At 64.6% G+C, this 19907-nt stretch carries 18 protein-coding genes; 13 read left to right on the forward strand and 5 right to left on the reverse strand.

Annotated elements, in window-relative coordinates; translation table 11 throughout:
• Positions 1 to 39 precede the first annotated feature (39 nt).
• Positions 40 to 492, forward strand: a complete 453-nt coding sequence (locus ACZLHH_RS07205; RefSeq protein WP_019659028.1) for a ClpXP protease specificity-enhancing factor — start codon at positions 40 to 42, stop codon at positions 490 to 492.
• Positions 493 to 577: 85 nt separating this feature from the next.
• On the opposite strand, the gene ACZLHH_RS07210 is transcribed toward ACZLHH_RS07205, so the two are convergent.
• The 4 genes from ACZLHH_RS07210 to ACZLHH_RS07225 all read right to left on the reverse strand — a co-directional run bounded on the left by ACZLHH_RS07210 (position 578) and on the right by ACZLHH_RS07225 (position 3190).
• Entirely contained in the window at positions 578 to 928 is a 351-nt protein-coding gene (locus ACZLHH_RS07210; RefSeq protein ID WP_049423257.1) for a DUF3301 domain-containing protein, read from the reverse strand.
• A gap of 67 nt (positions 929 to 995) precedes the next feature.
• On the reverse strand, positions 996 to 1997 hold the full coding sequence (locus ACZLHH_RS07215; protein ID WP_180844480.1) for a DUF2272 domain-containing protein: 1002 nt from the start codon (positions 1995 to 1997) through the stop codon (positions 996 to 998).
• A 75-nt stretch (positions 1998 to 2072) separates the two neighbouring features.
• Positions 2073 to 2924 carry a carboxylating nicotinate-nucleotide diphosphorylase gene (gene nadC, locus ACZLHH_RS07220; protein WP_049463565.1) on the reverse strand — a complete coding sequence of 284 codons (852 nt, stop codon included), beginning with the start codon at positions 2922 to 2924 and terminating at the stop codon, positions 2073 to 2075.
• Positions 2921 to 3190: a Trm112 family protein gene (locus ACZLHH_RS07225; protein WP_005408847.1), complete on the reverse strand. Its 270-nt coding sequence runs from the start codon at positions 3188 to 3190 to the stop codon at positions 2921 to 2923. The genes nadC and ACZLHH_RS07225 overlap by 4 nt, the downstream gene beginning before the upstream one ends.
• Before the next feature lie 58 nt (positions 3191 to 3248).
• Here ACZLHH_RS07225 and purE point away from each other — a divergent pair, with 58 nt between their 5' ends.
• From purE to ACZLHH_RS07240, 3 genes are all read left to right on the forward strand, one after another.
• Positions 3249 to 3752 carry a 5-(carboxyamino)imidazole ribonucleotide mutase gene (purE, locus tag ACZLHH_RS07230; protein WP_005412808.1) on the forward strand — a complete coding sequence of 168 codons (504 nt, stop codon included), beginning with the start codon at positions 3249 to 3251 and terminating at the stop codon, positions 3750 to 3752.
• Positions 3749 to 4897, forward strand: a complete 1149-nt coding sequence (locus ACZLHH_RS07235; RefSeq protein WP_032128885.1) for a 5-(carboxyamino)imidazole ribonucleotide synthase — start codon at positions 3749 to 3751, stop codon at positions 4895 to 4897. Before purE ends, ACZLHH_RS07235 begins: the two co-directional genes overlap by 4 nt.
• A gap of 112 nt (positions 4898 to 5009) precedes the next feature.
• Positions 5010 to 5351: a carboxymuconolactone decarboxylase family protein gene (locus tag ACZLHH_RS07240; protein ID WP_004152082.1), complete on the forward strand. Its 342-nt coding sequence runs from the start codon at positions 5010 to 5012 to the stop codon at positions 5349 to 5351.
• 114 nt (positions 5352 to 5465) lie between these two features.
• Here the strand turns inward: ACZLHH_RS07240 and ACZLHH_RS07245 are convergent, their stop codons facing one another.
• The gene (locus ACZLHH_RS07245; RefSeq protein WP_032128886.1) at positions 5466 to 6044 is read right to left on the reverse strand and encodes a superoxide dismutase; all 579 of its coding nucleotides are present in this window, start codon (positions 6042 to 6044) and stop codon (positions 5466 to 5468) included.
• Between the two features lie 120 nt (positions 6045 to 6164).
• On the opposite strand from ACZLHH_RS07245, the gene grxD reads away from it, so the two are divergent.
• From grxD to ACZLHH_RS07290, 9 genes are all read left to right on the forward strand, one after another.
• On the forward strand, positions 6165 to 6485 hold the full coding sequence (grxD, locus tag ACZLHH_RS07250) for a Grx4 family monothiol glutaredoxin (protein ID WP_005408852.1): 321 nt from the start codon (positions 6165 to 6167) through the stop codon (positions 6483 to 6485).
• Positions 6482 to 7258: an SDR family NAD(P)-dependent oxidoreductase gene (locus ACZLHH_RS07255; RefSeq protein ID WP_049399918.1), complete on the forward strand. Its 777-nt coding sequence runs from the start codon at positions 6482 to 6484 to the stop codon at positions 7256 to 7258. The genes grxD and ACZLHH_RS07255 overlap by 4 nt, the downstream gene beginning before the upstream one ends.
• Positions 7259 to 7490: 232 nt before the next feature.
• Positions 7491 to 10739: a TonB-dependent receptor gene (locus ACZLHH_RS07260; RefSeq protein ID WP_180844479.1), complete on the forward strand. Its 3249-nt coding sequence runs from the start codon at positions 7491 to 7493 to the stop codon at positions 10737 to 10739.
• 252 nt (positions 10740 to 10991) lie between these two features.
• On the forward strand, positions 10992 to 12380 hold the full coding sequence (gene ppnN, locus ACZLHH_RS07265; protein WP_010486098.1) for a nucleotide 5'-monophosphate nucleosidase PpnN: 1389 nt from the start codon (positions 10992 to 10994) through the stop codon (positions 12378 to 12380).
• Between the two features lie 161 nt (positions 12381 to 12541).
• On the forward strand, positions 12542 to 13057 hold the full coding sequence (locus ACZLHH_RS07270) for a GspH/FimT family pseudopilin (RefSeq protein WP_180844478.1): 516 nt from the start codon (positions 12542 to 12544) through the stop codon (positions 13055 to 13057).
• Complete coding sequence (gene pilV, locus ACZLHH_RS07275) at positions 13054 to 13524, forward strand: type IV pilus modification protein PilV (protein ID WP_180844477.1); 471 nt, start codon at positions 13054 to 13056, stop codon at positions 13522 to 13524. Before ACZLHH_RS07270 ends, pilV begins: the two co-directional genes overlap by 4 nt.
• An 8-nt stretch (positions 13525 to 13532) precedes the next feature.
• A complete protein-coding gene (locus ACZLHH_RS07280; RefSeq protein WP_343205600.1) occupies positions 13533 to 14705 on the forward strand; it encodes a PilW family protein in 1173 nt (390 codons plus the stop codon).
• 7 nt (positions 14706 to 14712) lie between these two features.
• Complete coding sequence (locus ACZLHH_RS07285) at positions 14713 to 15204, forward strand: pilus assembly PilX family protein (protein ID WP_099559616.1); 492 nt, start codon at positions 14713 to 14715, stop codon at positions 15202 to 15204.
• Entirely contained in the window at positions 15201 to 19892 is a 4692-nt protein-coding gene (locus tag ACZLHH_RS07290; RefSeq protein ID WP_180844475.1) for a pilus assembly protein, read from the forward strand. Before ACZLHH_RS07285 ends, ACZLHH_RS07290 begins: the two co-directional genes overlap by 4 nt.
• Positions 19893 to 19907 lie beyond the last annotated feature (15 nt).

Below are 19907 nucleotides of genomic sequence, written 5' to 3' on the forward strand. Positions count from 1 at the left end.
ATCCGCCCCGGCGGGGCGCCGGGCGCGTACACTTCACGCATGACCGAAGACTTCTTCCACATGACCAGCCACCGCCCGTACCTGCTGCGGGCGCTGGTGGAATGGATCAACGACAACCAGCTGACCCCGCACATCCTGGTCGACGCCGGCGTTCCCGGCGTGCAGGTCCCGCCTTCGGCGGTCAAGGATGGCCGGGTTGTGCTCAACATCGCCGAACGTGCTGTCGTACGGTTGATGATCGACAACGAGATGGTGAGCTTCTCGGCGCGCTTCTCCGGCACCAGCTACCCGGTGCAGGTGCCGATCAGCGCCGTGCTGGCCGTCTACGCCCGCGAGACCGGGCAGGGCATGGCACTGCCGGATGACATTCCGGGCAGCGAAACTGCGCCGACCAGCGACGAACTGCTGCATGAGGAAGGCACGCCGCCGGACGATACCCCGCCGGCGAGTCCGCCGCCCAAGGGTCGCCCGAACCTGCGCGTGGTCAAGTAATCCCTCTGACGCCGCCCCGATGGGCGGCGTTTTCCTTTACAGGATTTACCGGTGGGTGCCGACCGTTGGTCGGCACTCAAAGCCCTTAGACATCCTCGGCATCCTCCGCATCCGGCCGGATCTGGCTGATCCGCGCCGCGCCCGGGCCAGTGAACGAGATCAACTGGTCGCCGCGCAGCACCATGCGGCCCACGTGGCGATCGATGCCATCGTAGGAATACTCGAACTTGAACGTGCGCTCGAAACCGAGCCGGCCATCCTCGCCGCGCGACAGGCGCAGGCCGGTGGCATGCACCGCCTGGTCCAGCCATTGCACGTCGGCTGCGCGGCAGGCATTGCGTCCCAGCTCGACCGCGCGCTCGGCGGCCGAACGCGCAGCGTTCCAGAAGAAGTAGATGATTCCGCCGGCAATCAGCAACAGCAGCAGGGTGGGCATGGCGTCAGCCGTCAGAGGTCGATTCCGCAAAGATGGCGGCGAACGTGCGCTGGATCAAGCGCTGGATTCACCGCCGCGGCTGCGGTTCGCTGGATACCGGTTGCGCGGGCACGATGACCGGTTGCGGTGTCGGGGCGGGCTGCATCGGCGTCGCAGTGGGCGAGGGCATCACCAGCGGTGATGTGGCGGTCAACTGCAGCAGCGCCGCCCAGTCCTGCCGGTTGAAGCTGCATTCGTCCTCGCGGCCCGGCGTGCAGCTGGGGTCGATGCCGGTGCTGTTGCGTTCGCGCGCGGGCGGCAGCTTGATCAGTCCGGTGCGGTCCAGAGGCAGCAACCGCATCGCCACGGTGTTCATCACGTTGCCGCCGACCAGGTACAGGGTCTGGTCGCCGCCAAGATTGGCCGCTACCACCACTTCGCAATGTGATTTCCAGTGGCCCACCGAGCCATTGCCCAGTGCCTGCACCAGCCCGCTGTAGCTGAGCGTAGTGCTGCGGTCGCGCAGGAAGCACAGCAGGTCGCCCGGTGCGGGCTTTGCGGTCGCGGGATCGACCAACCGGTACGGCACGCCCGAGGGGCCGGCCTGGTACGCGGCACGGATGTAGTCGATGTGGCGTGGCGAGGTGTTGAAGCCGGGAACGCCGGACTGCACCATCACCCAGGAAATGAACGCGGCCGACCAAGGGTTGTCGACCAGGAAGGCGCGGCAGTCGCTGTCGGTGTAGCGCGTGCCCAGCGGTGCCAGGCAGCTGCTGGCGCCGGCGATGCTGCCCATTGCGTTGAGCGTGCCGCTGTTGCGCCAGTAGCCGGCCACGCGCTGCCAGGCGATCAGGCCGTTGTCGGCCAGGTGATCGCTTTCGGCCTCGGTGACACTGAGGCTGGCGGCGCGGCCATCGCGATCAATGAAGGGCCGGAACCACAGCCGGTGCTCGTTGCAGGCGGTATTGCGGATGGCCACCGCCAACGGGCTCAGGCCGAAGCGGGGCGGCACATCGCAGGCTTCGGCGGCCGCGGCGGACAAGGGGGCTGCGGCCAGCAGCAGGCAGGCAGGCAAGAGCATCCGGCGCATGCGCGGCTCCTGTGGGGGATGACCGCAGCGTCGCAGCGCTGTCGTGAACGCCGGGTGTGAGAACCGGGTCAGGCCTCAGCCCGGCGGCGGGCCCAGCTTCAGCGACAGATCAATCGCCTGCACGTGCTTTGTCAGGCCGCCAATGGAGATGCAGTCCACGCCGTCCTCGGCGATCGAACGCAGGCCACCCAGGCCCACGCTGCCGGACACTTCCAGCGGAATGCGGCCCGCCGTGATGCGCACCGCCTCGCGGCGCAGGTCGGGGCTGAAGTCATCCAGCAGGATGCGTTCGCAACCAGCCTCCAGCGCCTGGCGCAGCTGCGCAAGATCCTCGACCTCGACCACCAGCGGCAACCCAGGCCATTGCCGGCGTGCGGCAGCCACGGCTGCGGCCAGTGAACCGGCAGCGCGGATGTGGTTTTCCTTCAGCATCACCGTGTCGTACAGGCCGAAACGATGGTTCTCTCCACCGCCGCAGCGCACCGCGTACTTCTGTGCCAGGCGCAGGCCGGGCAGGGTCTTGCGGGTGTCGAGGATGCGCGTGCCGGTGCCGGCCACGGCCGCCACGTAGCGCGCGGTGGTCGTGGCGGTGCCGGACAGCGTCTGCAGGAAGTTCAGCGAAGTGCGCTCGGCGCTCACCAGGCTGCGGCTGCGCCCGTGCAGCAGCGCCAGTACGGTGCCGGCGGTGACCGTGTCGCCCTCGGAGACATGCCATTCGATGCGCACGTCCGGATCGAGTGCGCGGTGGGTGGCGTCGAACCAGGGGCGGCCGGCGATCACCCCGTCCTGCTTGCACAGCAGGTAGGCGCTGTCGGCCTGGTCGGGCAGCAGGGCGGCGGTGACGTCGCCGCTGCCCAGGTCCTCGGCCAGCGCACGCGCGACATCGGCGGCGACAACGGCCGCATCCGGCGTCGGCAGCGCGCTCATGCGGCCGGGAAGTCGGCGATCTGGGCGGTCGGGATGGCTTCCTCGGCCAGCAGCACCGGGATGCCGTCGTCAACGCGGAACACCTGCTTGCGGTCGCGGGTGACCAGCGCTTCGCGCAGCGGCTGCGCCAGCGGGTTGCCATCGGCCTTGTTCACCGCGCCGGCGGAAATGGCCTTGTTGAGGGCTTCCAGGCCCTTGCCATCCAGCAGGGACAGGGGCTGGCGGGTGTCCGGTGACACCAGCAGGTCGAGCAGCTTGCGATCCATGGTTCTTCGTCTTGCGTGGAAGATGGCTAGAATACGTCTTTAAGGCAGGTGACGGCCAATGACCCCCAACCCGATCGCGCCGCTTGTCGGCATCGTCATGGGTTCCCGTTCCGACTGGGAAACCATGCAGCACGCCGCCCAGAAGCTTGAAGCCCTGGGTGTTCCGTTCGAAGTGAAGGTAGTGTCCGCGCATCGGACGCCGGATGTGTTGTTCAGTTACGCCGAGCAGGCGGGCCCGCGTGGCCTGCGCGCGATCATCGCCGGTGCCGGCGGGGCCGCGCACCTGCCGGGCATGATCGCCGCCAAGACCGCCGTTCCGGTGCTGGGCGTGCCGGTGCAGTCCAAGGCCCTCAACGGCATGGATTCGCTGCTGTCGATCGTGCAGATGCCAGCCGGCATCCCGGTCGCCACCTTCGCCATCGGCAATGCCGGCGCCTCCAACGCCGCGCTGTTCGCCGCCGCAATGCTGGCCAGTGACCAGCCGGCGATCGGCCAGGCGCTCGACGCGTTCCGCGCACGCCAGACCGAAGACGTGATGGCCCACGACGATCCGCGCCAATGAGCCTGACCGTAGGCATCCTGGGTGGCGGCCAGCTCGCCCGCATGATGGTACTGGCCGGTGCGCCGCTGGGATTGCGCTTCGAACTGTACGACCCCGCAGCCGACGCCTGCAGCGGCCCGCTGGCGCCGCTCACCGTCGGTGCCTTCGATGACCGCCAGGCGCTGGCGGATTTCGCGGCCAAGGTCGACGTGGTCACGTTCGATTTCGAGAACGTGCCGGCCGACAGCGCGCAGTTCCTGGCCGACCGCGTGCCGGTCTACCCGCCGCCGGCCGCACTGGCCGTGGCCCAGGACCGGTTGAGCGAGAAGACCCTGTTCCAGCAGCTGGGCATTCCGCTGCCGGCCTTCGCTGACATCCGCAGCCGTGACGAGTTGGCCGCGAAGGCTGCCGAGTTCGGTCTGCCGTGCATCCTCAAGACCCGCCGCCTCGGTTACGACGGCAAGGGTCAGTTCCGCCTGCGCAGCGAGGCCGACATCGATGCTGCATGGGATGCGCTGGGTGCGCAGGTCGAGCGTACTGGTCTGATCCTGGAAGGCTTCGTGGCCTTCCAGCGGGAGGTCAGCGTGGTTGCCGTGCGTGGCCGCGATGGCAGCTTCGAGGCCTGGCCGGTCACCGGCAACTGGCACGTCGACGGCGTGCTGTCGGCCAGCGTGGCGCCGGCCGTGTTGTCGGCCGCCGAGCACGAGGCCGCGATCGGCTATGCCCGTCGCGTCGCCGAGCACCTGCAGTATGTCGGCGTGTTCGCGCTGGAGCTGTTCTGCCGCGATGGCGAGCTGTTGGCCAACGAGATGGCGCCGCGCGTGCACAACTCCGGCCACTGGACCATCGAAGGCAGCGAGACCTCGCAGTTCGAGAATCACCTGCGCGCTGTGCTGGGCCTGCCGCTGGGCAGCACCCGCATGCTCGGCCATGCCTGCATGCTGAACTGGCTGGGCGCGATGCCGGACCCGGCGCCGGTGCTGGCCCAGGCCAGCGGCCACTGGCACGACTACGGCAAGGAGCCGCGTGAGGGCCGCAAGGTCGGTCATGCCACGCTGCGCGATGATGCTGCTGATGCACTGGCCGATGCACTGGACCAGGTGGGTCTGGAGCTGGGTCGCCAGGCCCAGGTGGCGCCGGCGGTACACGCGCTGCGCAACCGCTGAACCCGGTAGCGCCGGCCGCTGGCCGGCAATGCAACGATGTGGCGCGCCGGTGCAGGCATCGGCGCAACATTCCCGGTGGTAGCGTGGAGCTCCTTTCACAGGAGTCACGACCATGCTCGACTGGAATGCCTACCGCAAGGAACTGAAGGGCCGCATCGGCGAGATCGGCAAGCTCTCGCCGGATACGGTCAAGGGCTATGCCACCCTGGCCAATGCCGGCGCGCAGACCAACCACCTGGATGCCAAGACCCGCGAGCTGATCGCGCTGGCCGTGGCAGTGACCACCCGCTGCGACGGCTGCATCACCGTGCACGTGGATGCAGCGCTCAAGCATGGTGCCAGCCGCGAGGAAATCGCCGAGGCGCTGGGCGTGGCGGTGTCGCTCAACGCCGGTGCGGCGCTGGTGTACTCGGCGCGGGTGATGGATGCGGTGGCCGCGCACGAGAGCGCGTGAAGCTCCGTACTGTTTCCCGGTAGTGTCGGCCGCTGGCCGGCAGATCGGGTATGTTCGTGCGCGTATGGGGATGCCGGCCAGCGGCCGGCACTACCCCGTGGCGGAGCCGCTGCCTCAGCGCAGCTGGCTTTCGGCGAATTCCCAGTTGACCATCTGCCAGAACGCGTCCAGATAGCGCGCGCGATCATTCTGGTAGTCGGTGTAGTAAGCGTGCTCCCAGACGTCGCAGCACAGGAGCGGGGTGCTTTCGCCGGTCAATGGCGTGCCGGCGTTGCGGGTGGCCTGCAGGCCCAGCTGCCCGCCCGGATGCTGCACCAGCCACACCCAGCCCGAGCCGAACAGGCCCAGTGCGGTGCGGTTGAATTCCTCGCGCAGGCGCTGCACGTCGCCGAACTGGCGCTTGACCAGCTCGCCCAGCCGCCCCTGCGGCTCACCGCCGCCGCGCGGGCGCAGGCACTGCCAGTAGAAGCCATGGTTCCAGGCCTGTGCGGCGGCATCGAACAGCGTGCCCTGGGCGTGGCGGACGATCTCTTCCAGTGACGCTTCCTCCCACTCGGTGCCGAGGATGCCGGCGTTGACGGCATCCACGTAGGCGCGATGGTGGCGGCCGTGATGCAGTTCCACGGTCTGTGCGGACAGGTGCGGCTGCAGGGAGCCGGAGAGGTAGGGCAGGGCAGGCAATTCGACAGGCATGGACAGGTTCGTGGCCAGGGGGCGGCGGCAGCCGGTTCCATCCGCTTACAATGGCGGCTACCGTGGGCAGTCTAGCCGACCATCACGGTCGGTTTGTCCGGCGAAGCAAGGAGTGTGGTTGTGGCGGTAATGCAGCAAATCCAGGCCGAGGTCGATCGTTACCCGCTCGTGCTGTTCATGAAGGGCACCCCGCAATACCCGATGTGCGGCTTCTCCAGCCGCGCCGTACAGGCATTGATGGCGGCCGGCGCGGTCACCCTGCGCACCGTCAACGTGCTGGAAGAGCCCGAGATCCGCGCCAACCTGCCGCGCTTTTCCAACCTGCCGACCTTCCCGCAGCTGTTCATCAACGGTGAATTGATCGGCGGCTGTGACATCGTGCTGGAGCTGTTCGAAGCCGGCGAGCTCAAGCGCATCGTCGAAGAGGCGACCCAGGGATGAGTGCCTGGCCATCGACGTCACCGACCGACGGGGCGCTCGATGGCCGCCCGTTGCAGGATCGCGTGGTACTGGTCGCCGGTGCCGGTGGTGGGCTGGGCAGTGCTGCGGCAGTGGCTGCTGCAGCCGCTGGGGCCACCGTGGTCCTGCTGGGCCGCAAGCCGCGGCGCCTGGACCGTGTCTACGCCCAGGTGCAGGCGGTCGGCCCGGAACCTCTGCTGTACCCGTTGGACCTGGAAGGCGCAGGCCCCGACGACTATGCCGAGCTGGCCCAGGCCCTGCAGCGCGAGCTGGGGCGGCTGGACGGCCTGCTGGTCTGTGCCGCCCACTTCCCGGGCCTGACCCCGTTCGAGCTGGCCGACCCAGCCAGTTTCGCCCGCGCGGTGCACGTTACCTTGACCGCGCCGGCCTGGCTGGCCCAGGCCTGCCTGCCACTGCTGCGGCAGCGCGAAGATGCGGCGCTGGTGTTTGCGGTCGATGCCCCCGACCGGGTCGGGCAGGCTTACTGGGGCGGTTACGGTGTGGCCCAGCATGGCCTGCGTGGCCTGATCGCCAGCCTGCATGACGAACTCGGCCGCAGCCCGGTACGGGTCAGTGGCCTGTACCCCGGCCCGCTGCGCACAGCCCTGCGGGCCCGGGCGTATTCCGTCGACCAGGACCCGGCCGCCCAAGGCCCGGAGGCCGCCGCCGCTGCGGCCGTGACCCTGTTGTCCGGTGCTGGCGCCACCTGGCGCGGCCGGATTCTCGATGCCAGCGGGGCGTCCCCGGCCGAGTGAGCGCCGGGGAAAGGCGGAGTGAAGAACCCGTCACGATTGCGTTGCGATCCGGTGCCGTTTGTCGCACAACCGTCACATTGATGGCGTAGCGTGTTAATCTAGTGTTAACCGTTGTGGCTTCCTTCAGCCAAGCGGTAGGGAACCCCAGATAAATGTCCGACCAGCCACCCGCAGGGCTGTTTGGATGCGCTTTTTTTCCGCCATCGCCAACTCGCATCGAGGCTACCGAAAAATGACCCACCCACTCCGGATGTCCAAGCTCACCCTTGGTCTCGTGGCTGCGCTCGCCGCCGCTCCCGCCTTCGCCCAGAGCACCTCTGCCGGTGTCGGCGGCCAGGTGATGTCCGCCGCAGGCCAGCCTGTGGTCGGCGCTGAAGTCACCATCACCCACACCGAGTCGGGCACCGTTTCGCGTGCCACCACCGATGCGTCGGGTCGCTACAACGCGCGCGGCCTGCGCGTGGGTGGCCCGTACACCATCACCATCACCAAGTCCGGTGAAGGCACCAAGACCGAAGAGGGTGTCTTCCTGAACCTGAACCAGGTCAACACGGTCAACGCCAATCTGGGCGGTGATCTGGCCGCGACCAACCTGGACGCCGTGAACGTTGTCGCCACCGCCGGCGGCCTGGACCTGTTCAGCGCCACCAAGATGGGCAGCGGCACCAACGTGACGCGCGAAACGATGGACGCGCTGCCGTCGGCCAACCGCAACATCCAGGACTATATCCGCCTGGATCCGCGCATCTCGCAGGTCAGCAAGGCTGACGGCGCGATCTCGGCCGGTGGCCAGAACACCCGTTACAACGCCATCCGCATCGACGGCATCAGCGCCTCCGATCCGTTCGGCCTGGGCTCCAACAACCTGCCGACCGAGCGTCAGCCGGTGTCGATGGACGCCATCCAGGAAATCAACATCGACCTGGCCAACTACGACACCACCATCGCTGGTGGTACCGGTGCGGTGATCAACGCCGTGACCAAGTCGGGTACCAATGAATTCCACGGCACCGTGTACGGTTCGTACCGCGACAAGGACATGGTCCGTTCGCGTCTGGAAGGTGATCGTACGGACTTCAACGGCTTCAAGGACGAGAAGACCTACGGCATGACCTTCGGCGGCCCGATCGTCAAGGACAAGCTGTTCTTCTTCACCAACTACGAAAAGTACGAGCGTAGCGGTGGCGGCGTCAGCCTTGGCGAAAGCCCCTACAACAAGGCTGGCGGCATCAGCGATGCTGATATCGCCCGCGTCCAGAAGCGCATGTCCGATCTTGGCTATCAGGTCGGCGGCGTCGGTGCGCTGAACAACAAGACCGAGATCGAAGAGTACGCGGTCAAGCTGGACTGGAACATCAACGAGAACCACCGTGCGGCCCTGCGCTACAACAAGATGAAGCAGGACGTGGTGCGTTTCCCGAAGGTCAGCAACAGCGAAATTTCGCTGAGTGACTTCTGGTACACCCAGCCGACCGAGTATGAGACCTGGATGGGTGAACTGTTCAGTGACTGGTCCGAGAACTTCTCGACCGAGTTCAAGGTCTCGCACAAGGACTACTCGTCCAACCGCGTTGCCGCTTCGCACCTGCCGCAGATCCGCGTCCGCTTCGACAACAATAATTCGCTGTACCTGGGTACCGAGCAGAACACCCACACCAACCTGGTGGAGTCGAAGGAACTGAGCGCCTTCGGTGCCGGTACCTGGTATGTCGGTGACCACACCGTCAAGTTCGGCTTTGACTACACCGACAACGACCTGATGAACTTCTACGGTCGCAACCTGTACGGCGCGTATGAGTTCGCCAACCTGGCTGCGTTTGAAGCCGGCACCCCGTCCGCGTACCAGGTGCGCGTGCCGCGTGCTGGTGGCAGCCTGGATGACATTCCGGCGAAGTTCCACCTGAAGAACACGGGTCTGTTCATCCAGGATACCTGGGCGATCAACTACAACCTGAGCCTGATGTTCGGTGTCCGCGTTGACATGCCGGACTTCAGCACCCAGCGCCTGTACAACCCGCGCATCGAGCAGCTGTACGGCTTCAACAACACCAAGCTGGTCGACAAGAAGCTGTTCCAGCCGCGCGTCGGCTTCAACTACACCTTCGATAGCGACCGTCCGACCCAGCTGCGCGGTGGCGTGGGCCTGTTCGGCGGTGCTGCCCCGAACGTGTGGCTGGCGGGTGCCTACCAGAACACCGGCCTGAACTACGCCGAGTACAACCTGACCCGCAATCCGGGTGGTTTCAGCTTCGATGCTGACAATCCGTTCATCCCGGACCCGTCGCTTGCTTCGGCACGTCAGAACGTCGACCTGATCGCTCCCGGTACCCGCCTGCCGTCGGTCTGGAAGGCCAATCTGGCCTTCGATCACGAACTGCCGTGGTACGGCATCGTGGCGTCGGCCGAGCTGCTGGTCACCAAGGTCAAGGATGGTCTGTACTTTGATCGTCTGGACGTCATGACCCCGAACGCCAACCGCTCGGTTGGTCAGGACGGTCGTGCGCTGTACTGGAACGACTACGGCATGAACGGTGCCAATGCTGGCTCGAACGGCATGCAGGCTGGCCAGAAGAACGGTCGTGCCTGCTCGGCCACCGATCAGACCTGCCCGAGTGACCGTGTCAACCGTCCGAGCGATATCGGCGACGTGATCCTGCTGCGCAACACCGACAAGGGCCGTGGTTCCCAGGCTACGTTCTCGCTGGCCAAGCCGTTGACCGAGAACTGGGGCTGGTCGCTGGGTTATACCTACACTCAGGCGAAGGAAGTGAGCCCGCTGTCCAGCTCGCAGAACACCTCGAATTGGAACAACACGCTGAGCCTGAACGCCAACGACAACGTTGCGTACAACTCGCGCTATGCGATCAAGGACCGCATCACCGGTACCCTGGAGTGGAAGCACAACTTCTTCGGTGACAATGCCACCCGCGTCGGCCTGTTCTATGAAGGCCGTTCGGGTCGTCCGTACAGCTACGTGTTCTATAACGACGTGAACGGCGACGGCGCAGGCACCAACGATCTGTTCTACGTGCCGAAGGGCCCGGGTGACGTGATCTTCACCGGCGGCGCCGACATGGAGAAGAAGTTCTTCGAATGGCTGGCGCAGAATCCGGAGCTTGATGCCTACCGTGGCAGCGTGGTCCCGGCCAACGCGCACCGCGCCAAGTGGGTCAACAGCTTCGATGTCCGCATCAGCCAGGAGTTCCCGGGCTTTGCGAAGACCCACAAGGGCGAGATCGCGCTGGACATCATGAATGTCGGCAATCTGCTCAACAAGAAGTGGGGTCTGATCGACGATTACGGCTTCTACGCCACCCGTCGCGTTGCCAACTACTCGGGTATCGACCCGGCTACCGGCAAGTACCTGTACAACTTCACCGGCCGTACCGACAACTCGTCGATCCAGGAAAACAACAACGACAAGGGCAACACTGCCGTGTCGCGCTGGTCGATGCAGCTGACCGTGAAGTACAAGTTCTGATCCATCAGAGCCTGAAGCAGTAAGTGAAAACGGCCGGGGAAACCCGGCCGTTTTCCGTTCATGCGAAAGTCCTTGCAGGTCACCTGGCATCGGCGTAGCATCCGGAAATGTGCGCGGTGCCAACGCCGCCGATGCGGTCCCGGAAAGGCGAACGCGGGAAGCACACATCCAACGGTCGGGCTTCCCGGCCGTTTTGCTTTTTAAGGGGGCGGCAGTACAGTCGGAAACCTTGAAGGAAGCGAAAAATTGGACATGACCACGAACGAAAAATCAGCCCGTGCACTGCCGGTGCAGGACGCGCGGATCTACCCGCGCGGTGGGCTGGATGTGCTGTCGCGGGCCGAAGTGGCCCGCCTGCGCGATGCGTCTGCCGGCGGTATGCACGAGCTGCTGCGCCGCTGCGCGCTGGCCGTGCTGACCAGCGGCAGTGCCTCTGACGATCCGCGCGCGGCGCGCGATCTGTATCCCGATTTCGACATCCAGGTGGCGCAGCAGGATCGCGGCGTGCGCATCGACCTGGTCAATGCACCGGCGATGGCCTTCGTCGATGGCGAGATCATCCGCGGCGTCGCCGAACTGCTGTTCGCCGTGGTGCGTGACCTGGCCTACATGGCCATCGAGATGGGCCCGGCCTACGCGGCCGAGCTGGAGTCGTCCGAGGGCATCACCAACGCGGTGTTCGGCCTGCTGCGCAATGCGCGCATCCTCAACCCGGGCGACCCGAACCTGGTCGTGTGCTGGGGTGGCCATTCGATCTCGCGCGACGAGTACCTGTACACCAAGCAGGTGGGTTATGAGCTGGGCCTGCGCGGCCTGGACATCTGCACCGGCTGCGGTCCAGGCGCGATGAAGGGCCCGATGAAGGGCGCCACCATTGCCCACGCCAAGCAGCGCCGCACCGTGACGCGCTACATCGGCCTGACCGAGCCGGGCATCATCGCCGCCGAGTCGCCGAACCCGATCGTCAACCACCTGGTGATCATGCCGGACATCGAGAAGCGCCTGGAGGCCTTCGTCCGCATCGGCCACGGCATCATCGTGTTCGCCGGTGGCGTCGGCACCGCGGAGGAAATCCTGTACCTGCTCGGCATCCTGCTGCGCGAGGAAAACAAGGACCTGCCGTTCCCGCTGATCCTGACCGGCCCGACGGTGGCAGCGCCGTACTTCGAGCAGATCGACCGCTTCATCCGCCTGACCCTGGGCGATGCGGCCGCCGAGCGCTACGAGATCGTCATTGGCGACCCGGTGGCGGTGGCCAAGAAGATGGCCAACGGCATCAAGCGTGTGCGCGAACACCGCCTGGCGCAGAAGGACTCGTTCTTCTTCAACTGGTCGATCGAGATTCCGTGGGAGTACCAGCAGCCGTTCGTGCCGACCCACGAGGCGATGGCTGCGCTGGACCTGCACCACGGGCGTGCCCCGCACGCGCTGGCGGCCGACCTGCGCCGGGCGTTCTCGGGCATCGTTGCCGGCAACGTGAAGGAAGACGGCATGCGCCGCATCGAGCAGTTCGGGCCGTTCCAGATCCATGGCGACCCGGACATGATGCAGGCCCTGGACGCGCTGCTGCGCGCCTTCGTCGAACAGCGCCGGATGAAGATCTCCGGCGAATACCAGCCCTGCTACCAGGTGCTGGCCTGAGCCTGCGCCGGCGCGATGGGGATCGCGCCGGGACAGGCAGGGGAGGGCGGGCCGTCAAGGCGTTGACGCCCGTCGCCCCGGAATGACCGTTCATCCTGCCGCCGCTTGCCGGTGGCAGGGCGATGGCCCATCGTGGCCATCAACACGCTGGGGAGCGTCCAATGTCTTTGCGCCGGAAAAACGGCTTTACGCTGGTTGAGTTGATGGTCACGGTTGCCGTACTGGCGATCCTGAGCACCATTGCGTATCCCAGCTTCCAAAGTACGATCCGCTCAAATCGTGTGGCCACGACGACCAACGAACTGATTGCGTCGCTGGCACTTGCCCGTTCCGAGGCAATAAAGAACACGCGTGGTGGAGCTGTATGCGCTTCCAAAGCGGGCAAAGATTGTGATGGCAGCAGCTGGGCGGACGGCTGGATGGTCTGGGAGGATCGCAACGGTAACGGGTCGCTTGATTCCGGTGAGAACGTGCTGCGCTACAGCGAAGGTCGCCCGACCATGAAATCCGCAACCGAAACGTTGGCCATCGGCTTCGATGGACGTGGCCGCAATCGCGCCAACGCGGAAGTGGATGTGACACTTCGCCCTGAGAAGTGTGGCGACCAGCCCCTGCAGCGGACGCTACGCATATCGCCTACGGGACAGGTCCGGCTGTTGAAGGAGAGTTGCTCATGAGAAAGATCGGCCTCCAGGCGCACCGTACGGCGCAGGGCGGTTTCACCCTGATCGAGGTCATGATCGCGATCCTGGTGATGGGTATCGGCCTTCTGGGCTTCGCGCTGCTGCAGACGATGAATGTACGGTTCGTGCAGAGCGCGAACTACCGCACCCAGGCCACCAACCTGGGGTACGAGCTGCTTGATCAGATCCGGGCCAACCGGATCAACGCGCTCAGCTATGCCGGTACCTATGCTGCTACCACCGGCAAGGGGGACTGCGCGCCGTCCATGGGCAAGGATATCGGCAAGGATGACTTCACCCGCGACTGGCGCTGTCGCCTGGGCCGCGCACTGGGTGACTCGGCATCCGGAACGGTAACCGTCAATGACGGCCGGGTACGGGTGTCGGTCAGTTGGGGCGATGAGCGTTGGAATCCCGATTCGAAGGCTGATACCACCTTTGCTGCCGAGAGCCTGCTGTGATGACCAGAATGCGCTCCCGCCAAACGATGAGTGGCCTGTCATTGATCGAGTTGATGATCGCCCTGACCATCGGTCTGATCATCATGCTGGGCGTGGTCCAGGTGTTCGCCGCTTCACGCACGGCCTACCAGCTGTCCGAAGGGCTCGCGCGGGTCCAGGAGAACAGCCGTTTCGCGATGGACACTCTGCAACGCGAACTGCGCATGGCGGGGCACTTCGGCTGCGTGAACGACCAGGCGCATGATCCGCAGGGCACCTTGGCAACCACCTTCGCTGCGGGAGGCCACCCCGCGCTGGACTTCGCGCGGTCGATCCAGGGCTACGAAGCAACGAATACCAAACCGGGCGACACGGTGACGTTGGCGGCAACGCCGTCAACGGGGGGCAACAAGTACTCGCCGGCGTTGCCGAGTGAGTTCGCCGCGGCCATCAAGAACCGGGTCGACGGCAGCGATATTGTCGCTCTGCGCTATCTGGTGCCGACCGGTGTGCCGGTCACGGCGGTAGCCGGAACGGTTGCCCAGCCGGTTTTCAGTTTTGATCCCAAACGTCTTGCGGTGCTTGATAGCGGAGTTACCGACCCGGGGCTGTTCGGTGTGGCCGACTGCATTTCCGCCTCGGTCTTCCAGGCGCGTGCGATCGACGCAAAGGCCGGCACCGTGACGGTGGGCACTGCACCCAACAACGACGTGGCCATCGCCCGCAACTACCAGCCCGGCCAGGCGGTGCTGTATCGCGCCGAGACGTCGATCCTGTACGTGGGCTACGACGCTGCGACCAAGCAATCCTCGCTGTATCGCCTTCGATTCACCGCCAAGCCCGGTGCTGCCCTGGTGGCGGGACCGGCAGAGGCGCTGGTCGAAGGCGTGGAGAACATGCAGCTCCTGTATGGCCAGGATCACGGTCTGAGCACGGTGTCGCCGACCGGCTACATCGATCGACAGGGTACCGCGACCGATGTCCAGGCCTCCATCGTGCCGGCCTCGCGTGGCTGGCAACGTGTGGGTACGGTGCAGTTGGGGCTGGTGGTATCCAGTCCGGACCCAGCTGCATCTGTCCAGGCCAGTTCGAGTGCGCCGCTGAGCGCGCTCGGCGTGACCTATACCGCGCCCTCTGACGGCCGCATGCGCGCCGCCTACCAGAGCACGATCGCTCTGCGCAATCGCCTGTATGGCAACTGAGGCCACCATGCGTACCCATCCCGCCCGCCGCCATTCTCTGCATTCACCGCGTTCCCAGCGCGGCGCGGTGCTGTATGTCGTGCTGATCATGCTGGTACTGATGGCCCTGCTGGGCATCGCCGGCATGCAGGTCACGAGCATGCAGGAGCGCATGGCCGCCAACTATCTGCGCAGCAACGTTGCCTTCCAGAACGCTGAGGCCGACGCCCGGCAGACCGAGAAATCCATCGAGAAGGCACTGGCTGACGGGGGCATCTTCAAGGCCAACCAGGAGGAATGCAGTCCATCCTACGATCCGCAGACGTGGGCCGATGGTCTCAGTGAAACCAAGTCCACCTACACGCGTCGCATCGACAAGTGCTTTGCGGCGTCCAGCCGGCGCACCGGCGGCCGACAGAACGAAGAAACCGGGAACATCTACCAGGTCACGGCGCTTGCCAGTGACGATCCCTCCAATGCGTCCGCCAGTGCGGTCATCGACACGATCTTCATCCCATGAACAGCGAGCGCCGTTTCCTTCGACTTCGTTCCTCCACCTGGCTGCGGGCCGGTGTGGGTGTTGCTGCGCTTGCGGGCCTTGCCGCGTTGATCATTCCACTGCAGGCCGCGCTTGGTGACTACGACATCGCGCAGGAGCCGCTGTACAGCAAGCAGAGCCAGCCGCCATTGATGATGATGGTGATGTCGCGCGACGAGCAGCTGTTCAACAAGGCCTACAGCGACTACAGCGACCTGGATGGGGACGGGGTGCTGGATACCACCTACCAAGACAAGTTCGATTACTCAGGCTACTTCGACTACAACCTCTGTTACTCGTACAACAGTGGTGTCTTCAAGGCCAATGCAGAGGCAAAGGGCGCCAACAAGCACAGTTGCAGCGGCGCGTGGTCGGGCAACTTCCTCAACTGGGTGACGATGAGTCGTCTGGATGTGATGCGCTACGTTCTGTACGGCGGTCAACGCTTCACCGATACGAAGGAAAAGACGGTGTTGGAGCGGGCACCGATCCCCAGCGATCTGCATGCGTGGGTCAAGGTCTACAGTGGGTCGAATCTTCGCGAGTTCGCCAACCTTCCTGGAAGCGGGACAGCTTTCAGCTTCTGCAGCGTAACGCGTTCGGACAAGGGTGCGCCTTTGATGCGTGTGGCAGAAGGTTCATTTACCGAATGGGCTTCGACTGCCAGCAATCAGTGCGATACCGGACGAGCCAGCACCGCCGATGGCTACGCTGACATTCCCCGCTCGACCTCGGTCCCAGACTACACGGTACGTGTCGAGGTGTGTGATGCCAACTCCACAGTGCGCGAGAGTTTCTGCCGCAAATACAACGATGGCATCACCGACCGCTTCAAGCCGGCTGGGCTGCTGCAGACCTACGGTGAGAGCGGGCGACTGCGCTTTGGACTCGTGACGGGAACCTACGCCAATCCGCGGGATGGTGGTGTCCTGCGGCGGAACATCGGTAAGATCGCGGGCAACGGTACGAGATTCTGCGGCACGGGTGATGAAATCGACCTGTCTACGGGGCAGTTCTGCTACCTGAACCTGACGGGAAGTGCCAAGGCCGACGACGAGGGGGTGATCAACGCGATTTCCAGCTTCCGTCTGGACAACTGGAACTGGTCCAACAACTGGAATGACTGCAACACCTACGGCATCCTCAACCGTCAGGACCAGAAGGGAAATGGCAACCTGGCCGACCCGGGAACCGGTGGCCAGAAGTGCAGCGCCTGGGGCAATCCGTTGGCGGAAATGTATGCGGAAGCGCTGCGCTACATCACGGCGGGAGCCAAGGTCTACAGCGACAGCGGAGATCTCAGCGGCCTGCCTACGAATATCGGCTGGAAGGATCCCTATCGCCTGCCCGCAGATGGAGGCAACTCCTATTGTGCGACCTGCAACATCCTGGTGCTGTCTTCGGGTCTGCCGTCCTTCGACAGTGATAACGTCGGTTCCGTGACCGGCCTCGCGTCTGCGGAGTCCGCGACCGATGCAGTCGGCACGGCCGAAGGAATCGCCGGCAAGAGCTACATGATCGGTCGCGTGGGTGATACACCGCGCGGTGCTTCGCTTGATACCCACAGTGATATCTGCCAGGGGCAGACAATCGGCAGCCTCAGTAAGGCGCGCGGTATCTGCCCGGACATTCCCTCCATGGAAGGCAGCTTCCTGATGGCGGGGCTGGCCAAGGCGGCCGCGGAGACCGATCTGCGCCCCAACATGCAGAACAAGCCAGGCACGTATAAGGTCACTGCCACCACCTACGCCGTTGCCATGGCCGAGAATCTCCCGCAGTTCGAGATCGCGGTGGGCAACAGCAAGATCGGATTGGCTCCGCTCTGCCAGGCCAACAACACCGGCGGCGCAACGGCAGCGAGCGCTGGCTGGCGCAGCTGCTTCCTGGGCTCGGTCGGCATTGGCACCAAGCAGGCCAACGACACCGGCGGAAAGCTGGTCTATGGCCGTCCTTACCGTACAGATGCGAAGTCCGGCAGCTTCTCGCTGGTGTGGGAAGACTCCCTGTGGGGCAATGACCATGACAACGACGTCGTTGCCATGCTGAGCTACTGCGTGGGTGCGGCCTGCAACGACACCGGGGATTTCAACGACATCTGCTGGCGTGCTGATGCGAAAGTGAGCAACAGTGCTGCGGGCAATACACGACTGTGCAACTACACAGCCGTGGTAAAGAATAGAGTGGAGAGCTGGATCGGTACGACCCTGGCTGGCAAGGTTGAAGAGGATGAGGTACTCGTCCGCATTGAGAACCTATCGGCCTACGCGGGCAACGCAATGTTGACCGGCTACACGATCACAGGCTCGAATGCCTCCAGCACCGTGCAGCGTCTGGCGCTGCGCCCGGGCAACAGCAATGGCTCTGTGCTGACCAGCTCAAACAACTTCCGCGACGATTGGCAAAAGCCGGTAGTCATCAAGTACAAGGCCTCTACCACTGCCGCTGGCCAGCTTGAAAGCCCGCTGTGGTATGCCGCCAAGTACGGTGTCCCGGCCGGTAAGAAGTGGGACAGCAAGAAACCAGGCGTGCCGGACAACTACTTCCTGGCACGCAATCCGACCAAACTGAAGGAGGCGCTGGAGGCGATCTTCAACAGTGCAGCGGAAGGTGATGCGCCGGTCGGTGGTAGCGGCAGTGGCGCGCGTATTTCGACCAATTCGTTCACCGTATCGTCCCATTACAGCGTGCCCTCTGGCACCGTGGACTGGACCGGTGATGTCATTGCCACCCAGGTTGACGGCCAAGGTGCGGATGGTGCCGTGCTCTGGAGGGCGTCCAGCAACATCGGCAGTGCCACGCGCCGCATCTACATGGCGACGTCCCCGACCAAGACCGCGTCCGATGGCACGGTGACCCCGGTCAATGCGACCGAGTTCCTGGCCACCAATCTGCCGGGCAGCAATGAGCGGGCGAAGTTGTCTGCGTTGGGATTCAGTGACTCGATTCCTGCTTGGTTCGGCAAGATGACCTCGACCAATCTGGTCAACTATCTGCGGGGTGCCGCGGTGAGTGGCCTGCGTTCGCGCACATCGCCGTTGGGTGACATCGTCAATTCCACCACCGAGATCGTGTCCAAAACGGATGACTTCGGCTATGCAGGCTGGGCGAGGCAGTCGACAGTCAAGTGGAAGGCGACGCTGGGCACGTCTTATGACACCTTCCTGAAAGCGAAGCGTGCGACATCAGGGCCGCCGACGATGATCTATGTTGGCGCCAATGACGGCATGGTGCATGGTTTCAACGGTTCGAATGGGGCGTCCGGCGGCACGGAAGAGCTGGCTTTCATCCCCTCAGCTGCGATGCAGCACATCGCTGAGCTGGCCAATCCCAAGTATGGGCATCGCTATTACGTGGATGGCCCACTGACGTCGTCCGACGTCTACTATGGGGATGCCTGGAACACGGTGCTGGTGGGCACTACGGGTGGTGGTGGCTCCAGCAAGGCGCCCAATGCGGCGAGCGTAGGCAATGGCTCTGTGTTCGCGCTGAATGTCAGCGATCCGACCGCGTTCGGTGCATCGAGTGTGTTGTGGGAAGTCTCGGGCAAGACGGAGTCGGATCTTGGGTTCGTGCTGGGCAAGCCGGCTGTGGTAGCGGTGAAGGGCGCCGATGCCAATGCTGCGCCGCGTTTCGTCGCGATCTTCGGCAATGGCGTCAACTCCACCAGCGGCAAGGCAGCGCTGTTCGTGGTCGATATCCAGACCGGCAAGGTGCTCAAGCGGCTTTCGCCGGTAGGTGCCAAGTACGCGGCACGCAACGGCCTGATCAACATCGCCACGGTGGCGTTGAAGAACAATGACGGCATCACCGACACTGTGTATGGCGGTGACATGCAGGGCAATATCTGGAAGTTTGATCTTTCCAGCACCGATCCGACCGATTGGAACATCGCCCTGTCTGGAACGCCGCTGTTCACCGCTACGCGCAACAACAGCCCGCAGCCGATCATGAGCGGAATCGAGATCAGCACGGGCCCAGGCGGTGGCATCAGTCTGTTCTTCGGTACCGGCCAGTACTTCGCCGCCGATGACAATGCGGTCAGCAGCACTTCGCCAGTGCAGTCGCTGTATGGCATCTGGGACAACCTCGCCAGTGCGGTTGGCACGCGCGACAACCTGGTACAGCAGGTGATCACTACCGGTACATCGGCCAGCGGCTATCAATTGCGTGATGTCACCCGCAATGCGGTGAACTACGGTTCGGCCCGCGGCTGGTATGTGGACCTGCAGGCCGGATCGGCAGTCGAAGGCGAGCGCTTCGTCGGCAACCCGCGTGTGCAGAACGGCATCGTGTTCTTCACGTCCTATGTGCCGGGTACCGCGATCTGCGGCAGCGGCGGTGGCGTGAACTGGCTGTACGGTCTCAACCTGCTGACCGGTGGCGGCCAGATGTCCGGCCTGAGCCCAACCATCGGCGGAGAAGCGCTGTGCACCGGCAACTGCGGTGGTGTCGCCCTGACCAAGAAGGGTGACCTCAGCCAGGGGCCGCCAGTGAAGGACACCAACATCTTTGTGCCCAAGCTTACGCCGTGCAAACCAGGCGATACGGGATGCACGGTCGACAAGATGCTGCAGGCCAGCCAGTGTACGTTTGTGCTGCGTGCGGCCGGCGCCGATCCGCTTTACATGCCTCGGCCCTGTGGACGACAGTCGTGGCGGCAGATCCGTTGATGAATCCGATATCGA

It is taken from the genome of Stenotrophomonas sp. 28608_Sma (assembly GCF_056486185.1).